The sequence below is a fragment of the Virgibacillus flavescens genome, assembly GCF_050574275.1.
GTDB lineage: Bacteria > Bacillota > Bacilli > Bacillales > Amphibacillaceae > Virgibacillus_F > Virgibacillus_F flavescens.
Genome location: NZ_CP192260.1, coordinates 1,660,303 through 1,684,138, shown reverse-complemented (window position 1 = coordinate 1,684,138; position 23,836 = coordinate 1,660,303). Strand labels below are relative to the sequence as shown.

Genomic DNA, 23,836 nt, shown 5'->3' with positions numbered 1-23,836 from the left:
AGTATTAATGACGAAAGCTTAGTTGCACTTATGCAGTAAGAAAGAGATTATACTTTCTTACCTGCCAAAAAAGGCACCACACCGTAATGTGCGATGCCTTTAATATTATAGTTTATGCCAAACAATTGCAAATACATGCATCTTAATTTAAATAGTTAATTGGGTTAACAGAGCTTGAGAATCCGCTATATGAACCAATATGAATCTCAAAATGTAAATGTGATCCCGTTGATCTTCCAGTACTACCCATGTAACCAATTGTTTCACCTTGTTCAACATACTTACCGCCGCCAATAGCTGTTCCTGACATGTGTGCATATAGCGTGGTGTATGACTTTCCATTTACTTCTCCAACTACAAGTACATGATTACCATATGATGAATCAATGTTTACTGGCATTGCATACCCAGAAATAGACGCACGTATCGTTGTTCCAACTGGTCCACCAATATCGATTCCACCATGAACGGAGCGCTGGTTTGTGAATGGATCGTATCTCACTCCATAATTAGAAGTGCGACTTCCGGCAGCTGGCCAGATGAAATCTGCTTTTACTTTTGCTACAGGCTCAAGCTGTGGTGCCGGTTGTGGAGCAGGAGCTGGTTGCGAGTTTCTTTTCGCTTCTGCTTCTCGGGCTGCTTGCTCTTTAGCCGCTTGTTCTTGTGCAGCTTTCTCTCGTGCCGCTTGTTCTCTTGCTGCTTTTGCTTCTCTGGCTTCTCTTGCTTTTCTGGCTTTTTCCATTGCGATTTTCTGTAATCTCTGTATCTCAGCTTCTGCTGACTTCATTTCTTGCTGAAGTTTATCTTCCACAGCATGCAGTTCGGCTGATTCTTCTTCTAATTCTTCTTTATTTACTTCTAGATTTGCATGCTCTTTTTCTAATTGTTTCATAAGTTCTTCTTTTTTAGCAATTTGTTTATCTAATTGTGATTTTAGTGTTACTAGTTCTTGCTTTTGACTTTCAAGTGCTTCTTTTTTATTTAATACTTCGTTCTTCTTTTCTTCCAGTTCTCTTTTTTCAGCCATATGTACTTCCATGATATTTTTATCTTGGTCCATGATGGTATTTACTGCTGAAGAACGACTGACAAAGTCACCAAAGTTCTGGGCACCTAGAATTACTTCTATGTAACGCATATCCCCACCGTTTTTTTGAATTGTACGTAAACGATCCTTTAGAAGCTCTTCACGTTTTTTAATACTTTTGTGCAATTCAATAATATCCGTTTTAAGTTGTTCGATTTCTTTATTTGTCTTCTTGATTTCCTGTTCTTTTGCTTGAATGGAAGACTTTGTGTTTGCTAGTTTATCGTCAATTTTTTTAATTTCATTTGTAACTTTTTCTTGTTCCGTAAGGTTTTCATCAATGTTTTCTTCTGTTACTTCTTTTTCTTCGTTTACCTTATGCTGCTTTTTATCAACTTCACTTTTTTGTGACTCTATTTCATTTATCTTATCTTTTGCACCTTCGATTGTTGAAGCAGAAACACTCTGCCAGTTTACTAATGTACTAGTTACAACTAATACTGCAATTAATAAATAAGTAATAAGTTTACTCATCAAGTATTCAGTCCCCTTTTTCAAATTAAATTTACTGTTTAAGCTACACTTTCAGGAATTTACGCACGCTCATGACGCTTCCCCAAATACCGATAAGTGCACCGGTTGCTAAAATAATAAGTGAAAGCTTCCATGCAAATGGATTGAACGGTAATATCTGCACAAAGTCAAAGCTTATTCTTCCACTTACATAAGTATCAAGATAATAATATCCACCAATTATTACTCCTATTGGAATAAGTGAGCCCAGAATACCTAAAAGCATTCCTTCAATAAAAAACGGCCATCTGATAAAACCATTTGTAGCTCCTACAAGCTTCATAATTCCAATTTCTTTGCTTCGAGCCATAATTGTAAGTTTAATCGTGTTTGAAATGAGGAATATAGCAGTAAACACTAGTCCAGCTATTAGAAACAAACCAATAGTACGTGCATACTTATTAAATTCGAAAAGCTTCTGTACAACATCTTTTCCAAAGTTAACTTCTTGGACTGCATTAAACTTTTTTACTTTTGCTGCAATATCACTCGTATTCGATGGATTTTCTGCCTTTACAACATATACATGGTTAAGCGGATTGTCCTGTTCAAAAAGCTGCCAGGTTTGTCCTCCTTCTCCCATACTTTCAATGAGCTTATCCAACTGCTCATCTTTGGATGAAAACTGCGCGCTCTCCACACCGTTAATTGCTTTAATCTTTTCACCCAGCTCATTAATTTTGTTTTCATCGGCGGTTAAATCTATTAAAACGTTTATTTCAACGTCATCTTCTATTTCGGTTGCCATTTGATTTAGATTAAATACTAATGCTAGAAAAGCACCTACCAAAATCAATGTTGTCGTCACTGCTCCAACTGAAGCTACTGTCATCCAGCCATTTCTAAAGATATTTTTTATACCTTCACGAAGATGACGTTTCGAAGTCCTAAATTTCATAACCGTAATCACCTCTATGTTCATCACGAACAATAAGACCGTCTTCAACAGCAATTACTCGTTTTTTAATCGTGTTTACTATTTCTTTGCTATGTGTAGCCATAATTATCGTAGTCCCTCTAGCATTGATTTCTTCAAAAACCCGCATAATTCCCCAAGAAGTGTCAGGGTCTAAGTTACCGGTCGGTTCATCAGCAATTACAATTTTCGGGTGATTCACAATAGCACGTGCGATAGAAACACGCTGCTGTTCCCCACCTGATAGTTCGTCCGGTAAAAACCGTGCTTTGTTCTTTAAACCAACAAGATCCAGTACTTCCATAACTCTCTTTTTAATATTACGCGGAGATTCCTCAATCACTTCTAAAGCATAAGCAATATTCTCATAAACTGATAGTTTTGAAAGTAATTTGAAATCCTGGAAAATGACTCCAATGTTTCTTCGCAAATATGGAACTTTTTTTTCTTTAATTGTGCTCATATCTACGTCATTTATAAAAATAGAACCTGAAGTTGGCTTAACTTCACGGTACATTAATTTAACAAAAGTCGATTTACCAGCTCCACTTGGACCAACAATATAAACAAATTCACCTTGTTCAATACTAATATTTAACCCATTTAGAGCAGTAACTCCATTGCCATATGTTTTATATATATCTTTCATTTTAATCATTTAAGGATCACCTTTTAGTTTTAATTATAGTTAAGGCAGCTGAAATCTAATAAACTATTACTTTCTTACAACAGCACCCTTATTTGTTCTCTATTACTATCTATTTTGAGTAATTCTTTTATAGTATAACATCTTTCGGCAAAAAATTTGTCGGATTTTATATTACATTTATGTTTCAAATATAGCAAATCCCTTTCATTTTTGTAACTTTTTGTAAAAATAGCGTTCTTCAGTACCATGCAAACAGACCTTTACCTTGCTAACTGATTATATCACCAAATTAAATACTCCTAATTGTCAAACTACTTTTAACAATTAGGAGCATTATTATTTTAATATAATCATTGCATATTTCCCCGCAGCTTCATAACTGGCCCAGAGTTTTTCAATGTCGTAAGAAACATAGCCTTTTAATGGATCCATTATATAAAAAGTATTTTCATTATATCCTCTAACTACAACGGTATGTGAATTGCGTATTGAATCAAATTTTTCATTTGTTTCGTACAGGTACCAGGATTTTCCTAACTTTGGTTTCTCCAAATCAACTGTAATCCACATAATTATTGGAATACCTCTATTGAGATAGCCTTTTATTTCCTCTTTACTGCTTCCGTTAATTATTTCAGCTTTTGTTTCTTTACCCATAGAAATTAAATACTGATCTGCTGCTTCTGCAACTGGAGAAGGATAAGAATAAAACCCTTGATCACGGCTTCTGGGATCTCCACCATAAAGTTTATGCGGATCTGCGCCATACAACTTTCCATTTCTGTTTTCAAACGGCTTCTTTGGTAAAAAACGATCTGATAAGTTCGTTTTTGTTGCATCATATCCATAATAATTTAGCGTACATGTTAATGCAGTAATTTCACAGCCATTGGGTAGCTCGGGTTCCTGCATTAACACACCTACATCCATTCTGACATCTGTTATTACGATATTGTTATCTTTGTCACGATGATATTCTTTAATATAATTGGGCATTTTAATGTCTACTCTCACCTTTTCAATTTTTTGATTGATTTCCACTTCTATTGTTGAAGCAGTGGTTAAATAAGGTTCTTCGACTTTCGTCTGTCTTAAAATATAAATTGTATTATAATCCAGCAGTTCGGTAATGCCATTGCCATTTACGTTTGTGACTATTGTATCTACTACATCACCTGTACTTTTATTAATAACGTTGAACTTATTGTCTTCCATTGGGATATCAGAAATCCCATCTGCGGTACTAATTTTAATTCTTCCTTGTTTGTTTTTTTTAAACGTTTTTGTTACGGCTTCATACACATCACCTTTTTGAATGATTTCCGTACTCGCCAAAATTACTAACATAAACACTAAAAAAAATAATATAGAATTCCTAATTATTATCCTCATTTGTATAGTCCCCTATTAGAGAAACTTGGTTTATCGCCAAGCCTTTATGACGAAAACCTTATTTTAAGAATGGTCATATTAAAGGAAAACAGAAAATCTATCTATTATCTGTATTGCATTTCCGCAGCTGGACTTTATTGTCAGACCATCACTTTTTCTTTTACATCATTTTCATTTTTAATTAAATCCAAATCCATTTCTGTTTCAACAAAATACTTTTGATACCAGACTAGAAAGACATAAATCGTCCAAATATACCGTTGGCGATTTGCCTTCTTTGTATAGTGCTCGTCGAGGTACTGAAGGATTTCTTTCTGATGAAAAAATTGACCAGCTATATCCGATTCAAAGACCTCTTTCACCAGATTATAGTATTTTTCCTCACGTAACCAGTGACGAATTGGTACCGGGAACCCAACTTTTGGACGATTCGCCCATTCTTCTGGCAGCACTTCTTTTGCCGCTTCACGTAATGCATATTTCGTATCTACTGGATTCACTCTAAGATTAGTCGGAATTTTTCCTGCAGTTTTCATAACTTCTTTATCTAAGAACGGTACTCGAAGTTCGATTGAATGAGCAGAACTCATTTTGTCAGCTTTTAATAAAATGTCGCCTGGCAGCCAATGCTTGATATCTAAGTACTGCATCTTCGTAACATCGTCTTTTCCTTTTACATTCCTATACGTATCCTCTGTAATCTGTTGTGCTGAAGGTGCATTTTTGTAAGCGTCCTGAAGTATGTTTTTTGCATCATCTTCCTCAAAAACTTTCGCTTGGCCGATAAACTTTTCTTCGACTCTCTGGCCGCCTTTTCGTAAAAAGTTGGTAATTCTGTTTTGAGGCAACGCTTTACTTGAATTTGAAAGTATCCTGCGAATTGAAAATGGTATTTTTTCATACTTTTGCATGGACGCGGTTTTGTCATACCACGCGTAACCTCCAAACAATTCATCAGCGCCTTCGCCTGATAAAACTACGGTAACGTGCTTACTTGCCAGTTCTGCAAGAAAATACAATGGAATTGAAGAAAGATTTGAATGCGGTTCATCCATATGCTGCTGGATTGTTGGAATAGCATTAAAGAACTCGTCACCTGTAACCATCTTTTTATGATTCTCAATATCAAGAATATCAGATAAACCTTCTGCTAAATTTGTCTCATTAAAGATTCCCTCATGATCCTTGAACCCAACAGAGAATGTTTTGTTAGGCTGAAGCAAAGCCGTAATGTAACTAGAGTCTACTCCTCCTGATAAAAAGGAACCAACCTTAACATCACTGATTTTATGGTATGCAACTGATTCCTGCATTGTCTTCTTAATCTCTTCCACATAATGCTCTAAGTTGTTCTCTTCTGCTTCAAATTCAGGATCCCAGTAAGGTTTAATTTCCATCTCACCATTTTTATAAAGCATATAGTGACCGGCCTTAAGTTTGAAAACACCTTTAAAAAAGGTTTCATCCAAAACGGGATACTGAAAAGTAAGATACGGCTTTAATGCTTCATTATTAAATTCCTTTTTAAACAAAGGGTTTTTCAAGAATGATTTTATCTCGGATCCAAAAATTAATGACTGATCTTCCGTGTTTTGTGTATAGTACAAAGGCTTAATTCCAAAAAAATCACGTGCAATAAACATGACATCCTCATTTTTATCCCAGATTGAGAATGCGAACATTCCTCTGACCTTCTGCAAAATATCCAGTCCATACTCTTCATAGCCGTGAATAATTACTTCACTGTCTGTTCTGCTGTTAAAAATATGACCTTTTTCAATCAAGTCTTCCATTAAATCTAAATAGTTATATATTTCGCCATTAAAAATAAGAACAATGCTTCCATTTTCATTATACATCGGCTGACTGCCGTCCTCTGACAGATCAATTATCTTAAGTCGCTTAAAGCCAAGTGTAACATCATCATCTATATGTACACCTTCACTGTCAGGACCACGATGCACAATCGTATCCATCATATCGTGAATGGTTTTGGTTTTATCTATTTCAAATTTAGTTCCTGCAAATCCTACAATTCCACACATTTTTATTCACCTCAAAAGTTATTAACTGCAAGCAGTTATGAAACCCATATTCTTTTCTATTTTCATAGTTCAATAGAGTAAATAAATATGAGTATCAACTAATATTATCAGCATTCACTATTTCATGTCAATTTTGCAAAAATTCAATCTGACGAAGTGTTCCGTCCTTATTTTTTCTGTGCTAGCCAGGAAGCTAGTAGTTCTACATTCTTTCCTTTAACCAGATCTTCTGGCATTGCTTTTTTTCCATTTTTTATAATTTCCGCTATCTCTTCTTTCGTATATCTCGATCCAACTTTCGTTAAATCCGGGCCAGCGCCACCAGATAAATCCGAACCATGACAATACGCACAATTATTTTGGAATACCTTTTCAGCTTCGCTGGCGTTAGTCGTTTCGCTTTTCGCTGCTTCATCGTTTACTTCTTCTTTATTATCAGTTTCCTGATTATTACTTGAGTTTTCATCGCTGCTGCAAGCTCCAAGCAAAACGCCAGTAATCAATAATACAATCCCTAACCACTTATTCATGTATGAAACTCCTCATCCGATATAAATTAATTGTTCATTTGAGAGCGGAGATATGCGTCAATAAATGGATTTATATCTCCATCCATCACACCCTGGACATTACCTACGTCTAAACTAGTACGGTGATCCTTCACCATTGAATAAGGATGAAAAACATAGGACCGAATTTGGCTTCCCCAGCCAATTTCTTTTTGTTCTCCTCGAATCTCATCGAGTTCTTGTTGTTGTTTTTCAAGCTCTAATTGGTAAAGTTTTGATTTAAGCATCTTCATCGCAGTAGCGCGATTTTTAATTTGCGATCGTTCAGATTGACAGGTAACAATAACATTAGTCGGTACATGTGTTATTCGAATTGCTGAGTCCGTTGTATTGACGTGCTGACCGCCAGCTCCGCTTGCCCGGTACGTATCAACTTTTATATCCTCTGTTTTAATATCAATTTCTACATCATCGTCAAATTCAGGCATGACATCACAAGAAGCAAACGACGTATGTCGGCGGCCAGAAGAATCAAATGGAGAAATTCGTACAAGTCGATGTACCCCTTTTTCTGCTTTTAAATACCCGTAAGCATTGTGACCTATAATATTTAAAGTAACACTTTTAACTCCCGCTTCATCACCAGGTAAATAATCCAGCGTTTCCACTTTAAAGTTTTTAGATTCTGCCCAGCGTTGGTACATACGCAACAGCATACTTGCCCAATCCTGAGATTCTGTTCCACCTGCACCTGGGTGAAGTTCGAGTAAAGCGTTGTTTGCATCATATGGTTCACTTAAAAGCATCTGAAGTTCGAAACGATTTATCTCTTTTCGTAAGGATATAAGCTCTGTTTCCAGATCCTGAAACAGTTCCTTATCCTGTTCTTCTTTTACCAGCTCATAACTAACCTCCAGATTTCCCCAACGTTCTTCTATAGCTTCAAAGCTAGTAACGTATTCTTTGATCCCATTTGTTTCATTAATCACTTTTTGTGCTGCCTGTGGATCATCCCAAAAATCACTTTCAGTCATATCATTTTCTAATTGAGCAATTCGGGTCTTTTTAGCATCTAAGTCAAAGAGACCCCCTAAAGTCTTCAATTCGGGTATTCATTTTATCTAATTCATTTCTTATTTCAGCTAGTTCCAAAATATCCACCTCAACTTTATTTTTTGAGGGACAGAGGGACGGTTCTTTTGTCCCTCTGTCCCTTTAGGAAAACACTCCCAAGTTATGGGAGTGTTTTCGTTTATTTACCGTGACAATTTTTATATTTTTTACCACTGCCACAAGGACACGGGTCATTTCTGCCAATGTTTTCTTTTCTAACGTATGGTTTTTTTGCTTTTTTCTTACTTTCATCACCAGAAACTGCTTGTGTATTCTTCGCAACTTCCTGACGCTGAAGGTTTTCTCTAATCTGTGCTTTCATTACATATTTAGCGACTTCTTCTTCAATGGTAATAACCATTTGTTCAAACATCGCAAATCCTTCTGCCTGGTATTCCTGTAATGGATCATTTTGTCCGTATGCACGTAAGTGAATACCTTGTCTTAACTGATCCATTTGATCAATATGACTCATCCATTTGGAATCGACAGTACGAAGCAGAATTACTTTTTCAAACTCTCTCATTTGTTCTGAAGTTAATTCTTCTTCTTTTTGATCGTATTTTACTTTTACTTTTTCAAGAATAGTATCAACGATTTCGTCATTATCTTTTCCATCAATGTCAGAAACAGCTATCTCCGTTTTTTCTAATAAATTCCCATGAACGTAATCAATAATAGAAGAAAGCTCCTGATCTTCCGCGTCTTCATACATGTGTGATTTTACTATACGTTCAACGGTAGATTTGATCATTTCTTCAATAATGTTACGCAGGTTTTCTGAGTCAATTACATCAAACCGCTGTTTGTATATAATTTCACGCTGTTGACGTAAAACATCATCATAAGATAACACTGTTTTACGAGCATCAAAGTTATTTCCTTCTACTCGTTTTTGAGCTGATTCTACTGCTCTGGAAACCATTTTACTCTCAATTGGCTGCGTGTCATCCATTCCAAGGCGATCCATCATGGAACGCAGGTTATCAGAACCGAAACGACGCATCAATTCATCTTCCATGGAAAGGAAGAACTGTGACATACCCGGATCACCTTGACGACCTGCACGTCCACGTAACTGATTATCAATTCGTCTTGATTCATGACGTTCAGTACCTATTACTGCTAATCCACCGCGTTCAACCACTCCATCACCAAGCTTGATATCTGTACCACGTCCAGCCATATTCGTAGCAATTGTAACAGATCCTGCCTGACCAGCGTTTTCAATAATATCTGCCTCGCGGTAATGATTTTTCGCATTTAGTACATTATGTTTTACTCCAGCCTTTTTTAAAAGTTGTGAAATAACTTCTGAAGTTTCCACAGCAACGGTACCCACTAAGACAGGTTGCCCATTTTCATAGCGTTCTTTTATATTTTCGACAACCGCACGGAACTTGCCCTCCATTGACTTGTATACCATGTCAGCTTTGTCATCACGTACGATTGGCTGATTAGTTGGTATTGCAATTACGTCCATTGCATAGATATTACGGAATTCCTCTTCCTCCGTTTTAGCTGTACCTGTCATACCTGATAATTTCTGGTACATTCTGAAGAAGTTCTGGAAGGTAATAGATGCTAATGTCATACTCTCATTTTGAATCTGTAATCCTTCTTTTGCTTCAATTGCCTGATGCAAACCATCACTATAGCGTCGACCTTTCATTAACCGTCCTGTAAATTGATCAACGATTACTACTTCGCCTTCTTCTATAACGTAATCTGTATCACGGTGCATCGAAGCTCTTGCCTTTAACGCCTGGTTAATATGATGCGTTAAAGCTACATTATTCAATTCAAATAAATTGTCGATAGCAAAATAACTTTCAGCTTTGTTAATACCCTCTTCAGTAAGTTGAACTCCCTTTGTTTTCACATCATACGTGTAATCATCTTCATTTTTTAATGTGGTTACAAAACTATTTGCCTGCAAATAAAGCGATGCAGATTTCTGAGCACTTCCTGATATAATCAACGGGGTTCTGGCTTCATCAATTAAGATGGAGTCAACCTCATCAATTATCGCGTAGTTTAACGGACGCTGGACCATTTGCTCTTTATAAAGAACCATATTATCACGTAAATAATCAAAACCAAATTCATTATTCGTACCATACGTAATATCGCAATAATATGCATCACGTTTTTCTTCTTTTGTTAATCCGTTACCATTTAAACCAACAGTAAGACCAAGGAACTGATAGAGTTCACCCATTTCCTTAGCATCACGATCAGCTAAATATTCGTTAACCGTTATAATGTGTACGCCTTTTTCAGTTATTGCATTTAAGTAAGCAGGCATAGTGGATGCAAGTGTTTTACCTTCACCCGTTTTCATCTCTGCAATATTACCTTCATGCAGTGCAATTGCCCCCATTAACTGAACAGAAAAAGGGCGCATTTTCAGTACCCTTTTAGAAGCTTCGCGAACTACCGCAAAAGCCTCAGGTAGCATATCACCTAACTTTTCACCATTTCTGTAACGTTCTTTAAATTCTTCTGTTTTTTTATGAAAATCATTATCTGCTAATTTTTCGTACTCTGATTCTAACGCTTCAATTTTATCTACAGTCTTTTGCAAACGATTCAGTTGTTTTTGGTTACCATCACCAAAAATTTTCGTTAATACACTAGGCATAATAAACGCTCCTCAATATAGTTCAAAATCATTTATCTAAAACTATTGTCCACTACCAATAATAACATTTAATAAACAAGTATGACAACTACTACGAAAAGCGAAGGCGACTGGTCAGAAGCAGACGCATAAGTAAGGAACCGAAGAACGCATGGTATTCGCGTTCGAAGTGTTCATTACTTATGACGGCAGCTTCTAGGAGCCGTAGCTATGCCAATAAGAAAAGTTCCAACCTACAGACAGCAAAGCCACCCGAGGATGGGTGGCTTTGCTTAGTGAAGTAGTATGGGGTTATCGCAGGAAAAAAGAGGTTTCTTACTCGAGGAATAATTATGAATGTGTTAGTGAATGTTTCAGTTGATTCTGCGCTTCAATAAGTTCAGATAACTTACGATTTGTGGCAGCTATAATTATAAGTAATTGTGTTATAGTTTCTTCTTGTTGCTGTACTTTAGTTACTAAAGAATTATAAGAAATAGTAGACTGATCATCCACAAGCATCACCTCTTTTTTTTGCATACTTATTTATATCACGTCACATGAATAATTGACCAATCTCCATTTTCCATTTTTGGGTATGCATTCGACAGGATTCTCGACTCAAAATTGTTCAATTTGTACATAAACTAAGATTATCAATCAAAAAAGAAGAAATTTTTCATTCCAAATTTCGAATTTGGCAAACCTATCTACAATATTCGACAAATATGCTGGACCAACTAAAAAAAACGGCCCCGAATATGATATTCGGGACCGTTCTGCTATTATTTATTAATTTAACTGTTTGGCTCAATAATTCCATATCTTCCGTCTTTACGACGATAAACTACATTTGTATCACCTGACAATGCATTAGTAAACACATAGAAAGCGTGACCTAACATGTCCATTTGCAATACAGCTTCTTCTGAATCCATTGGCTTTAAATTAAATCTTTTTGTTTTTACAATTTCAATTTCATCTGACTCAGCCTCTTCATTATATTGTTCCTTTTCAAGTTCAGCAAAAATATGTTTTGCTGCACCGTTTTGACGAGACCTGCGATTTACTTTTGTTTTATATTTTCGAATTTGTCTTTCCAGCTTATCCACCACAAGGTCGATGGCAGCGTATAAATCAATATGCTGTTCCTCTGCACGAAGCAATAGATTCGTCATTGGAATGGTTACTTCAATTCTCTGCTCATCATTATAGACACTTAGATTTACATGTACATCAGAAGCTGGAGGTGTATCAAAATACCGTTCTAACTTACTTATTTTCTTTTGAACGTAATCACGTATGGAGCTTGTGACCTCCAAGTTCTCACCACGAATGTTATATTTCATAAAAGTGTCCTCCTTTCATCCTTATGTAGTACATATTCTACAATACCCTGTCCAATTCCTGCCTAAACTAAATAATTTTATGTAAAAAGTTGTAGAATTTTGTCGATAATCGCTCAAGTCCATATAGCGAAAGACTTTCGGCCATACAAAAAAACTCCCGGTAATTATTGGGAGTTTACTTACTTCTTACTATCCACATACATTCCATCCATTGATCTTACATCTTTGTATGGATTTACATAGTTTAAATTAGATTTTTTTTGGGTTTTCAGTTGTTTCATCTCTACCTTTAATGAACTTAAAACTTTGTTCATTTTTATCTGTATTGTTTCATTCATAACTACTAGTTTCTTACCCAATACTTTTTCTTCTTCTGTAAAGGGTGGTTTGACTTCGTCCAGTAAGCTGCCGCGTCTCTCAATTAAGCTATTAATTTGCTCAATAATAGGTTCTCGATTTTTAGAATCGACAGAAGAATTTAGAACTAACTCCAGCTCGGTGGTAATTTCAACTAATAACTCCAACCTACCCATCAGACTTTAGCGCCTTGAGCATACTGATTCTGCCGGGTCTTTAGCATTACTTCTTTCCATGTATCCCTAAATTCAACAGCAAAGGACAATGCTTCATCAAGTGGCGCAACATCATTTTTAATATTGCCTTCTTTTAATTGGTGTACCATATATTCATATAATGGCAACATTTGATTAGTTAACTCCACTTTCGGGTCCAATGTTAACATTAACTCCTGAATGATGTTTTGTGCCTTTTGGATATTAGTATTCTTTGCCTCAAATTCTTTATCATTTAAATTTTTCTTTGCCTGTTTAATAAATTTGATGCAGCCATTATATAACATCATAGTAAGTTCTCCGCCAGAGGCAGTATTCACCGCGTTGTCCTGATATGTTTGATAGTGCTTATTCAAAGCCATGCTTCCACTCCCTTATAGATCTAAAACTTTCCCCTTGTTTATGCTCCACCGAATTGGGACATAAGCTGAGCTGATTGCTGGTTCATTCGCTGTATTGCTTTTTCCATAGCGGTGAACTCACCCCAGTAACGGTTCTCAACTCTTACCAATCGATCCTCGAAATCTGAAATTTCTTCGTTCAGATCTTTCATACGCTTTCCAAGTGTATAATTTTCTAGAGTATCAGTTCCACCGCCAGCCCTTGATTCGATGCGTTCCATAGTAGACTCAAGCGAATCTTCCAGTCGATTTATGATTCCTCGGCTTGCACCTTCATCACTATTAGAGAATAACTTTTGCACACCATCAGGGTTCGCAGTTAAAGCTTCTCTCAAATCTGATTCATTAACAATTAGCTTTCCGCCATCCCTGTAATTACTTGAAGTGGTTATTCCAATCTGAGTTAAAGAAGTAAATTCTCCACCTGTCTCAACGTTCGAGTACCAGCTGCGCCGCATTGAAAACATTCCGTCTGTAATGATAGATTCGTTGCTGAGAATACCGCTTTTAGCTTTTTCATCCCACAGTTTAGCTTCATCCTCGGATAATCCTTCTCGCTGTTTATCTGTGAGAGGTTTATATTCACGATACTTCTCTTCGTTTTGCGTTTCATTTAGCGATTCAACAACCTGATTATATTTGTCTACGAATTTCATGATTGTATCAAACGTTGCTTCTACATTGTTATCAACAGTTAAACTAGCAGCTCCGTTTGTAACATTTTTAAACTCGAAATTAATACCATTTAATGTGTAATTGTTTTCATGAGAACTAATAGTTAAGGCGCCATTATAAGTAAATTGAGCGTCAGATCCACCCTTTTCATTTGCACTACCAAGGTTTAATGTATTTGTGAAAAATGAATTATTAGTAGCATTAAACTCAACTTCTGCACCATTAGGATTGAAGTCACCTGTACGAGTCGTTTCCAGGGCTACTTTATTTGTCTGAGAATCATAAAATGCCCGTACATTATTATCCGCTTCTGTAATCCGTGTTAATACATCATTAAGTGTATCGTCCGCATCTACATTAAACGTATGTTCAACCGGATCTCCAGCATCATCATAGGTTGTAAATTTAAATGATCCTGTAGCAACTCCTTGAGTACTCAATGTTTCGTCTGGGTCAACTGCCAATTCTGACTGACTGACATTAATGGCTGACGTTGCAAGCTTCGTAACTTCAATATTATATACTCCATCTGAAGAAATAGCTGTACCAGTTGCTGTAATAGCATCTTCCTGGGTTGAAGTTACCGATTTTGCATTAAACGTAGCGTCAGTTTTCATACTTAGCATCATGTCATCCAGTTCCTGCAGCTGCTTGTTAACATCGCGGAAAGCATCACGCTTCCACGTCAACGTTGTTTTGTCTTGTTCCATACGGTCTAATGGCATTCGCTCTGCCTTCATTAACTTTCCGACCAGCTGGTCAATATCCATTCCTGTTGCTAATCCGCCAATTCGCATTCTATTTCACTCCTTTAAATCTTTTCATCTACGAAAAGCCCCATAACTTCTGCCATTGCTGCGTACATATCTAACATTTTTCTAGAAGGGATTTCTCTGATTACTTCTTCCGTGATTGGATTGATAACGGTGACATAGTATTCATTCAACTTATCATGAAACTCAAACTTCAAATTCGTCTGAAGTGGTTCAATAAATTCATTTAAATTGGAAATGACCGTTTCGATATCTTCACGATTAATTACTTCCTGATCGTGAAGTACGATATTCTTACTTTGTACTTCTTTTTCCATGGTTCCTTCTGCTGCAGATGACTTAGGTTTGATGTGTGTTTCACTTTGCAAGGGATGTGAACCAGTCGCTACTTTTTCAAGTCTCATTGCCCATGCAACTCCTCTTACTGTTTAACTTTATATCGGCATCATTTATCTTATTGTTTAATTATTATTTATTATCTTTATTACCCAGTAGCCCCAACAATTCTGTTGAAAGATTTGCGGCAGCATTATTTTGTTCTTGAATTTCTATGTATATTTCTTTTCTATGGATTTCGACTGACTTTGGTGCAGAAATACCGAGCTTAATTTGGTCACCATCGATGCCCAATACTTTTATTTCAATATCTTCACCAATTTGGATAGATTCGTTGAGTTTCCTCGTGAGTACTAACATAATTATTCACCCCTCACTGCTGAGGAATTTATTGGTGCAATGGCCATTTTTGTCGAATAATCTTCCTGATTCAAGATGAATTGTTTTCCTCTTTTACTCGTCGGATTAATGATAATTGGCGCTTTTAAATTCATGGTGCTGTCCTCGAATGGATCCTGTAATGTAACGATCGAAAATACGGCAATATCTTTTTCGCTTTCTATTACCAGACTTTCTTTTGTATTCGTATCAATTTCAAATGTATATTCACGATAGAAGTGATATGGATTTGTAATTACAAATGCAAGACTCGGTGTGTTTGTAGATTGTAAGATTTGAAACACTGCATTTCCAGGTAAATCTAGTATTGTAAATCGTGTTTCCTCACTAAAACCTGGCAGCCCGTTCATAAAATTAATTATTTCTTCCTCATTTACTTCCACTTGCCCTACATACTTTGTTTGAATGTTCATTAGTGTATTACCATCCCTTTAGACCGATTTTTGAAATAGATTTTCGAAGTCAATTTCCAAGCTTTGATAGTTCTTTATTCCAATATTGACTTCACCAGGAGAGTACTGAATATCTGGTCGATTCGCTTGGGCTTCGATAATTGGTTTATTTGCCTTCACATTAATAGTGACATCAGAAGGCTGATAGTTTATCTTAACTGCAGACATGGAGGGAATAAATTTAATTCCAATCTGTTTCATTTGGTCAAAGGCATTTTGTACGGCTTGACCTGGAATGGGATTTCCTTTATTTTCAATCCTCATCAATGAATCACCCTGCTGAACACGTCTGGCAGTTCCTTCTTTCGCTCCCTGCATTCCTTCATTTGCAAATTTTTCAATCGATTTAAATACATGCAGAATATTCATATCCTCCCATGCCCTTGTTTGATCTATTTGCAGTTTGGAAGGTGTGGTTTTCATTGTCATTTCTGCCTTTGGTTGTTGAATAGACAAAGATGCTTCAGGCTGCTGAATTTTTTGCTGGCCACTAACTTGTTGAATACTAATTGCAGCCATTTGTGACTGCATTCTAATTTGGGGTAGTTGCATGAAGCATCTCTCCTTTCAAATATTAGAAAACTTGGCTGATCGCCAAGCTTTAATAGCGAAAGCCCTAGTTGCACTTATACCAGCACTTGCTCTAAGCTTATATACTTTCCAAACATATTAGGAAAGCCCTGTCCCACCAGTATCATAAAGTGGTCAGGGCTGTATGTTTAACTTAACGCAGGAAATCCAATAGAGTTGGCTGAATAATACGTGAACCTGCAGATAGCGCTGCTCGGTGGACGCTCTCCTGAGCGGTTAATTTTGTAATAACTTTCTCATAGTCAATGTCTTCATTATTGGACATCATTCGTTTTGCATTAATTTCCTGTGAGCTTAATCGATTTTCAATTAAATCAAGTCGATTCATCCGTGCTCCTAAATCTGCTCGGGAGTTAATTACATTATTTATTCCTTCGTCAAGTGTTTCAATACTATCATCTACTCCGTCTTGATTATTCGAATCAAGAGCAGTAATAAACTCATCGATTTTTCCAAATAAATCCGCGTTAAAAACTTCTGAACCAGACACGTTTGCTTTCAGCTTTGTGTTAGTTGATACTTCAATTAACACAGGACTCCCGCTTTGATCAAATACTAACTCATCTGTTGCAGGATCGGTTTGTACCGGCATTGACTCCGTTTTAGTTCCGTTAAAAATAAATTTACCATTTACATTGGTATTTGCAATATCGATAAGGTGTTCTTTTAACTGTTCCACTTCTTCCTTAATGTTATCGCGTTCTTCACTTCCATAGGTATCATTACTCGCCTGCACAGCAAGTTCGCGCATTTTTTGTAATGCCTGTGTTGCCTTATCCAATGCAGCGTCTGAGTTATCCATCCAGTTATGTACTTCGTTGGTGTTACGTTTAAATTGTTCCACTTCGATAACCTGCGAACGATAATTCATGCCTTTCATTGCAATTACCGGATCATCAGATGGCTTGTTGATTTTCTTTCCTGTTGCTAATTGATCCATATACGTACCTAGGCTGGAATAGCTGTTGGATAGGTTTCTAAGCATATTGTTGGATAACATTCCTTGAGTAATTCGCATACGTTTTCGCCTACCTTCCTACAATTCCCATGTTATTTATGATACGATCCAGTAATTCATCAACCGAAGTAAGACTTCGCGCCGCTGCATTATATGCATGCTGGTACTTAATCATGTTCGTCATCTCTTCATCTAATGAAACAGAACTAACCGACATCCGCTGGTTCTCAACCTGCGATTTAAGAATATTCGTGTTTCCTGCCATTCTGTTTGCTTCCTGTGCGTTGACACCCAAACCACCAATTAGTGACTCGTAATACGTTTTAACAGATGTGTTTTCACCCAGTTCAGGTAAAGCTTTATTAAATACATCAGCTAAAGCGTTAGCGTTTTCACCATTTCCCATATCCCCGTTTGCACTAGCCGCAATTAAATCTGGGTTATCAATAATAGCTGAATTTACTGAAATGGAAGCAGCTGAACCAGCCTCTGAAGCTGTACCTTCGAAGAATGCTCCGCCTTGATTACCACTTAAATCTTGTCCATTTGCATGAACAGCATTAAATTCTTTAGCAAACTCATATGCCATTTCATCCAAACTATCGATCATATCCGTATAAGTTCCCTTTATAGAACTATCTGCATCTTCGTACCCGTAAGATTCAATAAATCCTTTTAAGGATCCATTGGATGTAAATACTTCTGGTTGCACCTGAGTATCCCCAATAGATATAGAGGTTACCGCGTCTTCGGCTGCTCCTGAATAGTCAACAGTAACTTCATTGATCTCGCCGGATTTTCCATCAACTAAAGTCAAGCCAAGTCCTTTACCCTTGTCATCCACTAATTCAATTGTCGCAAGACCGTCGGCAATTGCTGGTGAACTTTCACCACTTTTCGTGTACGAAACCTTAATGTTAACAATTCCTGATAGTTCATCAACTAGACGATCACGTTCATCGTATAAGTCATTAGCCAAATAGCCATGTGGTTCAATTTGCTGAATTTGTTTATTTAACTCGTTAACTTGCGATAAAATTGAATTCGCATCTTTTACGGTTACATCTATTTGGTTCTTCAAGTCGGTGCGGGTAGAGCTTAATGAACTGGATAAATAATTAAATGTTTCTGCAACAGCAAGCCCTCTTTGCGCAACAACAGATCTAGCACCCGAGTTCTTCGGGTTTACAGACAGGTCCTGAAGTGATTGCCAGAATTGATCCATCGTTTTAGACAGACCATTTTCAGATGGTTCATTCATCATGCTTTCCATACGAGCTATAGAATCTGCTTTAGAATTCCAATAACCAGCTTTACTATTTTCCGTACGAAACTGGTAATCTAAAAACTTATCACGAACTCGCTGTACGGATCCAGCTTCCACCCCGGTTCCCATCTGACCCGGTATTTCAGGTCTGTTTCGAGACGCTGTCGGAAAAGGTGATGTCGTTTCAAAATTAACACGCTGCCTGGAATATCCTTCCGTATTAGCATTTGAAATATTATGACCTGTTGTGTAAAGCGCTGATTGCTGGGCAAATAGTGCTTGCTTTGCCATCTCTAGTCCATGGAATGTACTCATAACGTTAGCTCCTCTTTTAGAAAACTTGGCATATCGCCAAGCCTTAATGGCGGATGCCCCAGTTGCATTTATGAAGTAAAAAAGGATTTATACTTTCTTACCTGCTTAGAAAAAATTTATGCTTTCGAATCAAATACGGAACGTTTCACTGATTCTTTATCAACTTTGTTTCCGTAATTTAAATTATTGATAGATGGATTCATCATATCTAACGATAACTCCACAAATTGCAAGGATTGCTGAATCAGAGCTTGATTTAGTTGCTCCTGACTCTTTAAGTCAGCTACAGCATTTGTTAAATTGACAGTTACATTTTCAAGTGTCCGCTGCTGCGCTCTATCTTCAAGCAATTCGAGCATAGCGGTGATTGTTTTATTTTCAGACGGCAGGTTGTTCATTTCAAACCAGTTGTCAACAACTTGCTGTCTGCTTGTTTCAACCTGTTCCAATGCTTGAACATGCTTTCGCTCTTTAACAAGCAACGCCTGCAGATCTTCCATGCTCCCCGCTTTAATTGCAGCTGTTTTCAGTTCAGAAACAGACAGCAGACTTTCGTGGAGCATTATTAACTTTTCTAATGACTGTATAATTGTGTGCAGGGACAACGTTTCGTCCTCCTCTTATTGCTGATTATTCAAAAATGCAATCATCTTACTTGCTGTTTTTTCATGATTCACTTTATATTCGCCGGACTGAACTGCCTGCTTTAGATCCTGAACATACGCTGCACGCTCACTGCTTGGTTTTTCGCTTCCTTGTAATTGCTTTGCTTGATTTGAAATTTGCAATTGATCCTTATGGTTAACTTCTTTGCTTACATCGGCCTGTTTTTGAATTTGGTTTTTGTAGGGATTGAAATTAGTATGATTTGGCCCTTGTATTTTCATTTTTTCCACCTCTGTTTTGTTGATTTATTCCCTTATATATTTATCTGCTTTATCCTATATTTTATATCGGCTGTTTGATAACAAAGTTAAAGTAATTTATCAATCCTTTTTATATGAATAAAAAATAGGCGTATTCTCATTTTCCTTTTTACTTAAACGTTCTGTTCGCTGTTCTATTTCCGATTCAGTATCCAAATCACTTAAGATGGCATCTGAACAAGTTGAGCAGATTCTGCCAGTTGTAATTGTGTTATCACACGTATCACAAGGATATCCAAGCTTTGGAAACTGCGAAGTCAACAGCCTTTTTTCTTTAATGAATTTTGTAATTAATTTACTGCTTACACCTGTTTCTTCTTCGACTAAGATTAACGTTGCTTGTCTGTTTTTTCTTTGACGTAAGTACGTACTTACCGTTTTAAATGCACGTTCCTCTTCTTCAAAACAATTTTTACATACATCTCTTAGTGTTTTCATAAACAATTCATCACATCGAGTACAATTTGCTAGTTCACCCATTGTATTCCCCTCATTTTCTATAGTATAACATTATCTTTTAACTTCTGATTAATGTAAACGTATAAACTTCCGGGCAGCCTGCCTCTCGCAATAGAACAGCTGCGTGTCGCAAAGTAGTGCCTGTAGTATATATATCATCGACAAGAATTACCGTTTTTTTAACTGTTTCACTCAGGAAAAATGGGTTTTGGGTATTAATTCGTTCAAAACGGGATTTTTTCGATTGTTTTTCACCATGAATTCGTTTTAGGACGTCGGCAGTTTCCAGCGGCAAAAAATCAGCAATCATTTCCGCCTGATTAAAACCTCGCTCATTCTGCCTCTCTTCACTCAATGGGATTGGCACTGTAACAGTTTCCTTAACCAAGTTTCCATAAACATTTTTAAAGCTTTTTTGCGTCTGATCTTTAAATATACCACCAAGGCAGTAGTCGCCTCTGTATTTCCACTTAGCCAGGATAGACTGCATGAAGTCATTGTATGTGTAGATAGAATGATTTTTTATTATGTCATATTCACTCGGTATTACCTTTTGCCAACGCTTGCAATCTGTACAACGATCTAATACAGATGGTCGGCTGCATATCCTGCATCTGTTGCCATTTATGACCTCAAGTCCCTTCAAACATTCTGTGCACACCGGTTGTCTGGCTGGTAAAACTAAAAAGTTATTCCAATTCATGTTTAAAATAATTTCTTCATCACACCACAAGCATTCCATCTTGCTAGAATCCTCCTTTTTTATTCATTACTTTAATTGACTTTATCGCTTGAATCATTGCGTTTGTTTTACCATCATGAAAAAATACAACTTCCCCTTCAGGGTCGTCAATGCTTCTGCCAGCACGACCTGCGATTTGAACAAGAGCCGCTTCGTCAAACACCGTATGGCCCGCGTCAAGTACAGCGACATCAACGGATGGAAACGTTACTCCTCGCTCCAAAATAGTAGTTGTAATCAGAACCTTCGTTTGTTTATTACGAAACTGAATAACTTTTTTTTCACGATCTGAGTCAGATGCATGAACCGAGATCAGTTCACACTCAGCATTAATATGGCTGGATTCAACCAATGTCTGTGCAAGTTTTTTCTTCATATTTGCTGCCAACTTTATAGTGGGAACGAAAATCAGTAGTTGCCTTTGCGGATTATCTCTGTTTTTCAACCAAGTGAAAAAAGATGCTGGAGGGTTATTTTGCTGTAGATTTTTACGAAGTAAAAAACACATTTTCATTCTTGGAACAGGTAAAGGTTTTCCGTGAAATCTTACTGGAACAAATATATGAGGGAGTTTGTTGCCTGAAATTCTTTTTTGGTAATTATTTCGTGGAGTAGCTGTCAGATAGATTGTAGTACTAACCGTCTTTTTAGCTCTATCTGCAGCATACGGGAGCGATGGATCAGCATGAAAAGGAAAAGCATCCACTTCATCAATAATCATGACATCAAAAGCTTCTTGGAAACGAAGCAGCTGGTGAGTGGTAGCAAGAATCAGCTGAGCAGTACCATCGTTATCTTTACTTCCACCGTAAAGTCCCTGAATATCTATAGATGAAAATGCCTGACGAAAGCGTGGCAAGAGTTCACGCACAACGTCTGCACGAGGAGTGGCTAGACATATTCGTTTACCAAGCACCAGCGCTTGAGCAATGCCTTTATATAGCATCTCCGTTTTCCCAGCTCCGCACACTGCCCATACGAGCAACTCCTTTTCCTGTTTATTTATGGAGGCGATAATACGTTCACTAGCCAGTTGTTGACGATCTGTTAGCTCCCCGCTCCAGGAACAGGCATTTTCGTGTGCTGGCCATTTCCATTTAGTCCCGGACCAGCTGAAAAGAGCTTCACATTCTATAACCCTTCCCATTTCAATGCATTTACGGCAATAAACGTGTAAGGTATTACAACTGTTGCAAGGTAATTTACCAAACAAAGAACGCTTCGTATTATTGCAGCGAACACACCGAGTAACACCAATTTTTTTACTAATAGAGGGATTTGCTGTAAATTGTTTTTCCTTTAACAATTGTTGAAATGAATTTTCATCCAAAAGGATTTCTCTCCGTAAAAGAAGCTTGCCATCATAGCGATTTGCGTGAGAAAGAGTTTCGAGGGGAAATTGCTGAATAATATTGCTCAACTTATACACTCCAATTCAATTTGTGTAATTTTTAATAGTTTACCTGATTAACTGGAAAATATCACCAAAAATATGCTCGATAAATTTTATTCTTATAAGTCACTAGCATACTAGTAAAGTTTTACTTAGGACATTGCTTTCTGCGGGATTTTCAGCAGTTGCTTTACGTTCTCGCTGAAAAGCGGTAGATAACAATAACTCTATCTTTTCACCTTCACCTAGCAACTTCGAATATACGAAGACTCCTCGAAAAAGAAAAGCACTTTTTCTTCGTGCGATGTTTTTTTCAAGAAAGCCTTCTATCCTGCGAGAACAGCACGAGTCTGAAGGCCCCGCAGGAAAGCAGTCTTTTAAAGGATGGCCAACTAAACCCGTCCTTTGCGGACAACGTTGGCATACCCCTTGTCGGGGCAAGGAGACTGAAGCCGTGCCCTAAGGTGCGCGAAGTGTATTCGAAGATGCGATAGCAGATCCACTTAATTCCTACGAGGTGTAACTTTTTCAGTGGGCAAACTTCTTTCCCTTCAGGGATCAACTACGCGAAAGTTTAGTTAAATAAAAATATGCCTTGATGTATGACACATCAAGGCACATATCGTAAGAAACGATAAGAATGAGGAACAAATAGTAAGTTTAAAGTATCTCTACCCAACCTTTGCGAATTGCAGCTACTACTGCTTGTGTTCGGTCATTTACATTCATCTTTTGAAGGATATTACTTACATGGTTTTTTACTGTTTTCTCACTAATATACAATGAGTCTGCAACCCCACGATTACTTTTTCCTTCTGCCAACAACTGTAAAACTTCGCACTCGCGTCGTGTTAACAAATGCAATGGCTTGCGATAATCAGCGCCAAACTCTGAACGGTTAATCGACGCATCTTTTGAGAGCCTTCTAAATTCCTGGACTAGATTATGAGTTACCCGCGGATGAAGATAAGATCCACCATCACTAACAACTTTAATTGCTTCAATCAGCGAGTCCGAATCCATTTCTTTCAATAGATATCCTTGCGCCCCAGTCTTCAGTGCGTGTGTTACATAACTTTCATCATCATGGATGGACAGTATAATCACCCTAGTATTCGGATGATGCCTAACCAGATTCGCAGTGGCTTGTACGCCATTCATATCTGGCATATTTATATCCATTAACACAACATCTGGTTTATGCTGTGCGACTAGTTGTGCTGCAACGTTTCCATCGTCACCCTCTGCTAATATTTCAAAAGAGGATTCAAATTCAAGTATACGTTTAACCCCTTCACGAAAGAGCTTATGATCATCTATTAAAACTATTTTAGTAACGTCACTTTTTACCATCAATATTGTTCCTCCTACAAGATTACTA

The 23,836-nt window shown here is 37.2% G+C and carries 25 protein-coding genes; all 25 read right to left on the bottom strand.

Annotated features, from left to right (window positions below):
• Positions 1 to 142: 142 nt before the first annotated feature.
• The 25 genes from VBD025_RS07935 to VBD025_RS07815 all read right to left on the bottom strand — a co-directional run bounded on the left by VBD025_RS07935 (position 143) and on the right by VBD025_RS07815 (position 23,808).
• Positions 143 to 1,561: a murein hydrolase activator EnvC family protein gene (locus VBD025_RS07935; protein WP_430790992.1), complete on the bottom strand. Its 1,419-nt coding sequence runs from the start codon at positions 1,559 to 1,561 to the stop codon at positions 143 to 145.
• A 43-nt stretch (positions 1,562 to 1,604) separates the two neighbouring features.
• On the bottom strand, positions 1,605 to 2,498 hold the full coding sequence (gene ftsX / locus VBD025_RS07930) for a permease-like cell division protein FtsX (protein WP_430790990.1): 894 nt from the start codon (positions 2,496 to 2,498) through the stop codon (positions 1,605 to 1,607).
• Complete coding sequence (gene ftsE, locus VBD025_RS07925) at positions 2,488 to 3,174, bottom strand: cell division ATP-binding protein FtsE (RefSeq protein ID WP_430790988.1); 687 nt, start codon at positions 3,172 to 3,174, stop codon at positions 2,488 to 2,490. The genes ftsX and ftsE overlap by 11 nt, the downstream gene beginning before the upstream one ends.
• A gap of 327 nt (positions 3,175 to 3,501) precedes the next feature.
• Positions 3,502 to 4,557: a C39 family peptidase gene (locus VBD025_RS07920; RefSeq protein ID WP_430790986.1), complete on the bottom strand. Its 1,056-nt coding sequence runs from the start codon at positions 4,555 to 4,557 to the stop codon at positions 3,502 to 3,504.
• A gap of 140 nt (positions 4,558 to 4,697) precedes the next feature.
• Positions 4,698 to 6,602: an asparagine synthase (glutamine-hydrolyzing) gene (gene asnB / locus VBD025_RS07915; RefSeq protein ID WP_430790984.1), complete on the bottom strand. Its 1,905-nt coding sequence runs from the start codon at positions 6,600 to 6,602 to the stop codon at positions 4,698 to 4,700.
• Between the two features lie 167 nt (positions 6,603 to 6,769).
• Positions 6,770 to 7,132: a cytochrome c551 gene (gene cccB, locus VBD025_RS07910; protein WP_430790982.1), complete on the bottom strand. Its 363-nt coding sequence runs from the start codon at positions 7,130 to 7,132 to the stop codon at positions 6,770 to 6,772.
• Positions 7,133 to 7,158: 26 nt separating this feature from the next.
• A protein-coding gene (gene prfB / locus VBD025_RS07905; RefSeq protein ID WP_430790980.1) for a peptide chain release factor 2 occupies positions 7,159 to 8,263 on the bottom strand; the annotation gives its coding sequence in 2 pieces (ribosomal slippage) (positions 7,159 to 8,190 and positions 8,192 to 8,263; 1,104 coding nt in all).
• A 100-nt stretch (positions 8,264 to 8,363) separates the two neighbouring features.
• Positions 8,364 to 10,868, bottom strand: a complete 2,505-nt coding sequence (gene secA / locus VBD025_RS07900; protein ID WP_430790978.1) for a preprotein translocase subunit SecA — start codon at positions 10,866 to 10,868, stop codon at positions 8,364 to 8,366.
• 330 nt (positions 10,869 to 11,198) lie between these two features.
• Entirely contained in the window at positions 11,199 to 11,363 is a 165-nt protein-coding gene (locus VBD025_RS07895) for a hypothetical protein (RefSeq protein ID WP_430790976.1), read from the bottom strand.
• A 281-nt stretch (positions 11,364 to 11,644) separates the two neighbouring features.
• Entirely contained in the window at positions 11,645 to 12,196 is a 552-nt protein-coding gene (gene hpf / locus VBD025_RS07890) for a ribosome hibernation-promoting factor, HPF/YfiA family (RefSeq protein WP_430790975.1), read from the bottom strand.
• 179 nt (positions 12,197 to 12,375) lie between these two features.
• Entirely contained in the window at positions 12,376 to 12,729 is a 354-nt protein-coding gene (locus tag VBD025_RS07885) for a flagellar protein FliT (RefSeq protein WP_430790973.1), read from the bottom strand.
• Positions 12,729 to 13,130, bottom strand: a complete 402-nt coding sequence (gene fliS / locus VBD025_RS07880; protein WP_430790971.1) for a flagellar export chaperone FliS — start codon at positions 13,128 to 13,130, stop codon at positions 12,729 to 12,731. The genes VBD025_RS07885 and fliS overlap by 1 nt, the downstream gene beginning before the upstream one ends.
• Before the next feature lie 38 nt (positions 13,131 to 13,168).
• Positions 13,169 to 14,641, bottom strand: a complete 1,473-nt coding sequence (locus VBD025_RS07875) for a flagellar hook-associated protein 2 (protein WP_430790969.1) — start codon at positions 14,639 to 14,641, stop codon at positions 13,169 to 13,171.
• 14 nt (positions 14,642 to 14,655) lie between these two features.
• Positions 14,656 to 15,021: a flagellar protein FlaG gene (gene flaG / locus VBD025_RS07870; protein ID WP_430790967.1), complete on the bottom strand. Its 366-nt coding sequence runs from the start codon at positions 15,019 to 15,021 to the stop codon at positions 14,656 to 14,658.
• A gap of 64 nt (positions 15,022 to 15,085) precedes the next feature.
• Entirely contained in the window at positions 15,086 to 15,313 is a 228-nt protein-coding gene (gene csrA / locus VBD025_RS07865; protein WP_430790965.1) for a carbon storage regulator CsrA, read from the bottom strand.
• A 2-nt stretch (positions 15,314 to 15,315) separates the two neighbouring features.
• Positions 15,316 to 15,765, bottom strand: a complete 450-nt coding sequence (fliW, locus tag VBD025_RS07860; protein ID WP_430790963.1) for a flagellar assembly protein FliW — start codon at positions 15,763 to 15,765, stop codon at positions 15,316 to 15,318.
• 18 nt (positions 15,766 to 15,783) lie between these two features.
• Positions 15,784 to 16,356, bottom strand: coding sequence for a DUF6470 family protein (locus tag VBD025_RS07855; RefSeq protein WP_430790961.1), 573 nt, complete (start codon positions 16,354 to 16,356; stop codon positions 15,784 to 15,786).
• Between the two features lie 172 nt (positions 16,357 to 16,528).
• Positions 16,529 to 17,413 (bottom strand): flagellar hook-associated protein FlgL, encoded by an 885-nt coding sequence (flgL, locus tag VBD025_RS07850; RefSeq protein ID WP_430790959.1) that lies wholly within the window; start codon positions 17,411 to 17,413, stop codon positions 16,529 to 16,531.
• A gap of 10 nt (positions 17,414 to 17,423) precedes the next feature.
• Positions 17,424 to 18,935: a flagellar hook-associated protein FlgK gene (flgK, locus tag VBD025_RS07845; RefSeq protein WP_430790957.1), complete on the bottom strand. Its 1,512-nt coding sequence runs from the start codon at positions 18,933 to 18,935 to the stop codon at positions 17,424 to 17,426.
• Between the two features lie 116 nt (positions 18,936 to 19,051).
• The gene (locus tag VBD025_RS07840) at positions 19,052 to 19,540 is read right to left on the bottom strand and encodes a flagellar protein FlgN (RefSeq protein WP_430790955.1); all 489 of its coding nucleotides are present in this window, start codon (positions 19,538 to 19,540) and stop codon (positions 19,052 to 19,054) included.
• Between the two features lie 15 nt (positions 19,541 to 19,555).
• On the bottom strand, positions 19,556 to 19,822 hold the full coding sequence (flgM, locus tag VBD025_RS07835; RefSeq protein WP_430790953.1) for a flagellar biosynthesis anti-sigma factor FlgM: 267 nt from the start codon (positions 19,820 to 19,822) through the stop codon (positions 19,556 to 19,558).
• Positions 19,823 to 19,921: 99 nt separating this feature from the next.
• A complete protein-coding gene (locus VBD025_RS07830) occupies positions 19,922 to 20,341 on the bottom strand; it encodes a TIGR03826 family flagellar region protein (protein WP_430790951.1) in 420 nt (139 codons plus the stop codon).
• Between the two features lie 37 nt (positions 20,342 to 20,378).
• A complete protein-coding gene (locus VBD025_RS07825) occupies positions 20,379 to 21,062 on the bottom strand; it encodes a ComF family protein (RefSeq protein WP_430790949.1) in 684 nt (227 codons plus the stop codon).
• A gap of 4 nt (positions 21,063 to 21,066) precedes the next feature.
• Complete coding sequence (locus VBD025_RS07820; protein ID WP_430790947.1) at positions 21,067 to 22,209, bottom strand: DEAD/DEAH box helicase; 1,143 nt, start codon at positions 22,207 to 22,209, stop codon at positions 21,067 to 21,069.
• Positions 22,210 to 23,115: 906 nt separating this feature from the next.
• Complete coding sequence (locus VBD025_RS07815; RefSeq protein WP_430791320.1) at positions 23,116 to 23,808, bottom strand: response regulator; 693 nt, start codon at positions 23,806 to 23,808, stop codon at positions 23,116 to 23,118.
• Between the last annotated feature and the right edge of the window lie 28 nt (positions 23,809 to 23,836).

Bases quoted from the DNA above. Each gene is read 5' to 3' on its own strand.
- hpf (WP_430790975.1), bottom strand. From the start codon at position 12,196: ATGAAATATAACATTCGTGGTGAGAACTTGGAGGTCACAAGCTCCATA.
- VBD025_RS07820 (WP_430790947.1), bottom strand. From the start codon at position 22,209: ATGGGAAGGGTTATAGAATGTGAAGCTCTTTTCAGCTGGTCCGGGACT.
- VBD025_RS07920 (WP_430790986.1), bottom strand. From the start codon at position 4,557: ATGAGGATAATAATTAGGAATTCTATATTATTTTTTTTAGTGTTTATG.
- ftsE (WP_430790988.1), bottom strand. From the start codon at position 3,174: ATGATTAAAATGAAAGATATATATAAAACATATGGCAATGGAGTTACT.
- asnB (WP_430790984.1), bottom strand. From the start codon at position 6,602: ATGTGTGGAATTGTAGGATTTGCAGGAACTAAATTTGAAATAGATAAA.
- VBD025_RS07815 (WP_430791320.1), bottom strand. From the start codon at position 23,808: ATGGTAAAAAGTGACGTTACTAAAATAGTTTTAATAGATGATCATAAG.
- VBD025_RS07885 (WP_430790973.1), bottom strand. From the start codon at position 12,729: ATGGGTAGGTTGGAGTTATTAGTTGAAATTACCACCGAGCTGGAGTTA.
- secA (WP_430790978.1), bottom strand. From the start codon at position 10,868: ATGCCTAGTGTATTAACGAAAATTTTTGGTGATGGTAACCAAAAACAA.
- VBD025_RS07935 (WP_430790992.1), bottom strand. From the start codon at position 1,561: ATGAGTAAACTTATTACTTATTTATTAATTGCAGTATTAGTTGTAACT.
- fliW (WP_430790963.1), bottom strand. From the start codon at position 15,765: ATGAACATTCAAACAAAGTATGTAGGGCAAGTGGAAGTAAATGAGGAA.
- flgM (WP_430790953.1), bottom strand. From the start codon at position 19,822: ATGAAAATACAAGGGCCAAATCATACTAATTTCAATCCCTACAAAAAC.
- VBD025_RS07855 (WP_430790961.1), bottom strand. From the start codon at position 16,356: ATGCAACTACCCCAAATTAGAATGCAGTCACAAATGGCTGCAATTAGT.
- flaG (WP_430790967.1), bottom strand. From the start codon at position 15,021: ATGAGACTTGAAAAAGTAGCGACTGGTTCACATCCCTTGCAAAGTGAA.
- ftsX (WP_430790990.1), bottom strand. From the start codon at position 2,498: ATGAAATTTAGGACTTCGAAACGTCATCTTCGTGAAGGTATAAAAAAT.
- VBD025_RS07825 (WP_430790949.1), bottom strand. From the start codon at position 21,062: ATGGAATGCTTGTGGTGTGATGAAGAAATTATTTTAAACATGAATTGG.
- VBD025_RS07830 (WP_430790951.1), bottom strand. From the start codon at position 20,341: ATGGGTGAACTAGCAAATTGTACTCGATGTGATGAATTGTTTATGAAA.
- cccB (WP_430790982.1), bottom strand. From the start codon at position 7,132: ATGAATAAGTGGTTAGGGATTGTATTATTGATTACTGGCGTTTTGCTT.
- flgL (WP_430790959.1), bottom strand. From the start codon at position 17,413: ATGCGAATTACTCAAGGAATGTTATCCAACAATATGCTTAGAAACCTA.
- fliS (WP_430790971.1), bottom strand. From the start codon at position 13,130: ATGGCTTTGAATAAGCACTATCAAACATATCAGGACAACGCGGTGAAT.
- VBD025_RS07875 (WP_430790969.1), bottom strand. From the start codon at position 14,641: ATGCGAATTGGCGGATTAGCAACAGGAATGGATATTGACCAGCTGGTC.
- flgK (WP_430790957.1), bottom strand. From the start codon at position 18,935: ATGAGTACATTCCATGGACTAGAGATGGCAAAGCAAGCACTATTTGCC.
- csrA (WP_430790965.1), bottom strand. From the start codon at position 15,313: ATGTTAGTACTCACGAGGAAACTCAACGAATCTATCCAAATTGGTGAA.